The sequence below is a fragment of the Vibrio sp. 10N.261.52.A1 genome (assembly GCF_002876325.1).
Lineage (GTDB): Bacteria > Pseudomonadota > Gammaproteobacteria > Enterobacterales > Vibrionaceae > Vibrio > Vibrio chagasii.
Genome location: NZ_MCYD01000960.1, coordinates 1 through 3,515, shown reverse-complemented (window position 1 = coordinate 3,515; position 3,515 = coordinate 1). Strand labels below are relative to the sequence as shown.

General features: G+C 40.9%; 3 protein-coding genes and 1 pseudogene. 3 read left to right on the top strand and 1 reads right to left on the bottom strand.

The window, feature by feature from the left end:
• From BCT81_RS20860 to BCT81_RS20850, 3 genes and pseudogenes are all read left to right on the top strand, one after another.
• A pseudogene (locus tag BCT81_RS20860) lies at positions 1-226 on the top strand (endonuclease); the annotation flags it as partial.
• A 2-nt stretch (positions 227-228) separates the two neighbouring features.
• Entirely contained in the window at positions 229-2,094 is a 1,866-nt protein-coding gene (locus BCT81_RS20855) for a Mu transposase C-terminal domain-containing protein (RefSeq protein WP_102425691.1), read from the top strand.
• Complete coding sequence (locus BCT81_RS20850; protein WP_198596933.1) at positions 2,063-3,157, top strand: TniB family NTP-binding protein; 1,095 nt, start codon at positions 2,063-2,065, stop codon at positions 3,155-3,157. The genes BCT81_RS20855 and BCT81_RS20850 overlap by 32 nt, the downstream gene beginning before the upstream one ends.
• A 3-nt stretch (positions 3,158-3,160) precedes the next feature.
• On the opposite strand, the gene BCT81_RS20845 is transcribed toward BCT81_RS20850, so the two are convergent.
• Positions 3,161-3,469, bottom strand: coding sequence for a helix-turn-helix transcriptional regulator (locus BCT81_RS20845; RefSeq protein ID WP_102425690.1), 309 nt, complete (start codon positions 3,467-3,469; stop codon positions 3,161-3,163).
• Positions 3,470-3,515 lie beyond the last annotated feature (46 nt).

Sequence of the window (3,515 nt, the reverse complement as noted above, 5' to 3'; positions counted from 1 at the left end):
GTTACTACACCGTTATTCCGGATTGCGAACCGTGACTGAGTTTCAAAAGCTAGTTTTGGAGTTTATTCAACGCAAGCAAATGGTGAAGTTACAAGAGGTGTCTTTGTATTTCGGTTTATCGGAGCAGGACACACTTATCTCTACTCTACCTTGGATCTCTTCGGGACAAGTTAAAACAGACCTAAACGGCATTAACTTTGGTCTCGAAACTTACGTTTGGTGTTAACTATGTCATCGGACTCTAATAACATATTTGGGTTCTTTGATGAGTTTGAAGCCTCAGAGGGAGAGTCTCAGCCGCTTCCAATAGAGCTAATTCAAGAACCTATTGAAATCTCTTCAACTATTGATTCTCAATCACCGAAGGTACAGAAAGAAGTTATTCGTCGTATTAAAATTATCGATTTCGTGGAGAAGCGTTTAAAAGGTGGATGGACCGAGAAAAACTTGAACCCTATTTTAAGTCTCATTGAACCAGAATTACAGCTCACTCCCCCGAGTTGGCGAACTTTAGCAACTTGGAAAAAATATTATTTTGAAGCGGGTAAAGACCCATGTGCACTTATTCCGAAGCATACGTTTAAGGGCAATCGCCAAAAAGAAGTGGATTCGCAATCCTTGGTCGATGAAGCAATTAACAGCATATACCTTACCCGAGAAAGACTTAGCGTTGCAGAAGCATACCGATACTATAAGAGTCGAGTGATTCAAATAAATCGTGGGATTGTTGAGGGGAAAATTAAACCAATTTCAGAGCGCTCTTTTTACAATCGAATACACGGCTTATCTCCATATGAGGTCGCGATCGCAAGGTTTGGCAAACGATACGCAGACCGAGAATTTCGTTCGGTTGGTCAGCAAGTAGCTGCGACCAAACCAATGGAATATGTCGAAATTGACCATACACCAGTACCAGTGATTTTGATTGATGATGAGTTGGATATTCCTTTGGGGCGCCCCTACCTGACTATGCTTTATGATCGTTTCAGTAAGTGTATCGTAGGGTTGAGTGTGAATTTTAGAGATCCCAGTTTCGACTCTGTGCGCAAGGCTTTGCTTAATACTTTAATAGATAAAAGCTGGTTAAAAAATAGCTACCCTTCTATAAAGAATGATTGGCCATGTCACGGAAAGATTGACTACCTAGTTGTTGATAATGGCGCTGAATTTTGGACCGATAGCTTAGAAGATTCTTTAAGACCATTCGTAACTGACATTCAATATAGTCAAACTGCTAAACCTTGGCGAAAGTCAGGGATCGAAAAACTCTTTGACCAGATGAATAAAGGGTTAGTGAACTCACTACCTGGAAAAACATTCACCAACCCTACTCAACTAGAAGATTACAACCCAAAGAAGGATGCGGTGGTTAGAGTTTCTGTATTTCTAGAACTACTTCATAAATGGATTGTCGATTATTACCATATGGCACCTGATTCAAGAGAACGTGACATTCCATACCACAAGTGGAATCAATCGGAGTGGACTCCCTCTTACTACAGTGGTGCTGAGAAGGAGCAGTTGAGAGTTGAGCTAGGTTTGCTTAGACACAGAACCATTGGAGTGTCAGGGATCAGGCTTCATAACCTCCGCTATCAGTCCTCAGAACTTATTGAATACCGTAAATATTGGGCGTCCAACAATGGCAAAAAGCTGTATGTTAAGACCAAAACAGACCCTTCTGATATCAGCTCTATTCATGTTTATCTAGAATCGGAAAAAAGGTACATAAAAGTTCCAGCGGTAGACAACAGTGGATATACAAAAGGACTGTCCCTTTTTGAACATGAGCGCATACAAAAAGTACGCAGGCTTAACACTAAGCAGCTTGCTGATGATGAGGCGCTTGCGGATACATTTCTGTATATGAAGAAACGTATTCAGGAAGAAACCGACAGGTTCCGCAGTGCCAAAAGTAATAAGGCTAGCTTGCCTAAAACGGGCAATACTTCGAAGTTAGCAAAGTTTAATGATGTGGGCTCTGACGGACCAGGCTCAATCAATACGATTCCAGTAAAACAAGAAACCACGGTAGTGTTCGATGTCTCAGAGCAATTATCTGATGATGATTTTGAAGATATTGAGGGGTATTAACTTGAACTTAACGTCTAGTCAGTTTGAGCAGCTAAGATCTTTTGAAATCTGCTTTATCGAATACCCTGCAATAACTGAAATTTACTCTATTTTCGATCAACTTCGTTTTAATCACTCTCTTGGCGGTGAACCAGAGTCTTTCTTGTTAACTGGAGAGGCCGGAAGTGGAAAGACGGCTTTGATTAATAATTACCTATCACGCTTTCCGTCGAGTTCAACTTGGAGCAAACAATCTGTTCTTAGCACCAGAGTGCCAAGCCGCATAAATGAACAGAACACGCTTACGCAGTTTTTAGTCGATTTAGATGGAAAGTCTGGGGGAAGAGGTACTCGACGACGTAATGAAATTGCTCTTGGTGAGGCTGTTGTAAAGCAACTCAAACGTAAATCTGTTGAGCTGATTATCGTCAATGAAATTCAAGAGCTTGTGGAGTTTTCTACAGCAGAAGAAAGGCAAGCTATTGCTAATACGTTCAAATACATAAGTGAAGAAGCAAAAGTCTCGTTTGTGTTGGTTGGTATGCCATATGCTGATGTGATAGCGACAGAGCCACAATGGAATTCGCGATTAATTTGGAGACGAAAGATTAACTATTTCAAGTTGTTGAAAGCTAACAGCCATTCGAGTGGAACGGCATCTTATAATTTTGACTTGGAGCAAAAAAAGCACTTTGCTAAATTTGTTGCTGGTTTGAGTGCGAGAATGGGCTTTGATGAACCGCCAGTGCTTACAAAAAATGAAGTGTTATATCCTTTGTTTATTATGTGTAGAGGGGAGTGCCGAGCGTTAAAGCACTTCTTGAAAGACGCACTACTTATGAGTTTCAGTGAGAACGTTGATACGATAGATAAAGCGATATTGTCACGTACCTTTTCATTTAAGTTTCCCTACTTGGACAACCCTTTTAATTGTTCTATCGAGGAGCTTCGTCTTCATCAAATTGACTCTGGATCGTCTTACAACCTGCATGCCATTGCCGTAGAAGATAAGATACTTGCTCCGCGATTTACGGATGCAATTCCATTGAGTATGTTACTGAGCAAAAATGGACTTAAAGCTTAAGTATTAGCTCTCACTCTTTAGACTCTTAAGCAACACCGCCTTCTCTTCATCAGTCATCTTATCAATGGCACACGCCAGTTCAGCACTCAATTCGTTCCTACAGAAAAAATAGTTCAAGGGAACATCTAACTCTTCAGCCATTCGTTCGAGTGTACCAATATCTGGTACGTGTCTACCTTTCTCATAATGGTTCATTCGCCCACTAGCAGAACTTGGTTCCATGCCGATTTTCACCCCTAAATCTTTTTGGGTGATCTTGACTTTTTTACGCGCAGCTTTGAGCCTCGCTGGGATTGGGTTGTCTTTCTGCACTTACACATTTCTTTTCAACCTTTAGATAACTTAGATTGTCTAAGTT

Excerpts from the sequence above, each read along its gene's own strand:
- BCT81_RS20855 (WP_102425691.1), top strand. The coding sequence starts at position 229 with ATGTCATCGGACTCTAATAACATATTTGGGTTCTTTGATGAGTTTGAA.
- BCT81_RS20850 (WP_198596933.1), top strand. The coding sequence starts at position 2,063 with ATGATGATTTTGAAGATATTGAGGGGTATTAACTTGAACTTAACGTCT.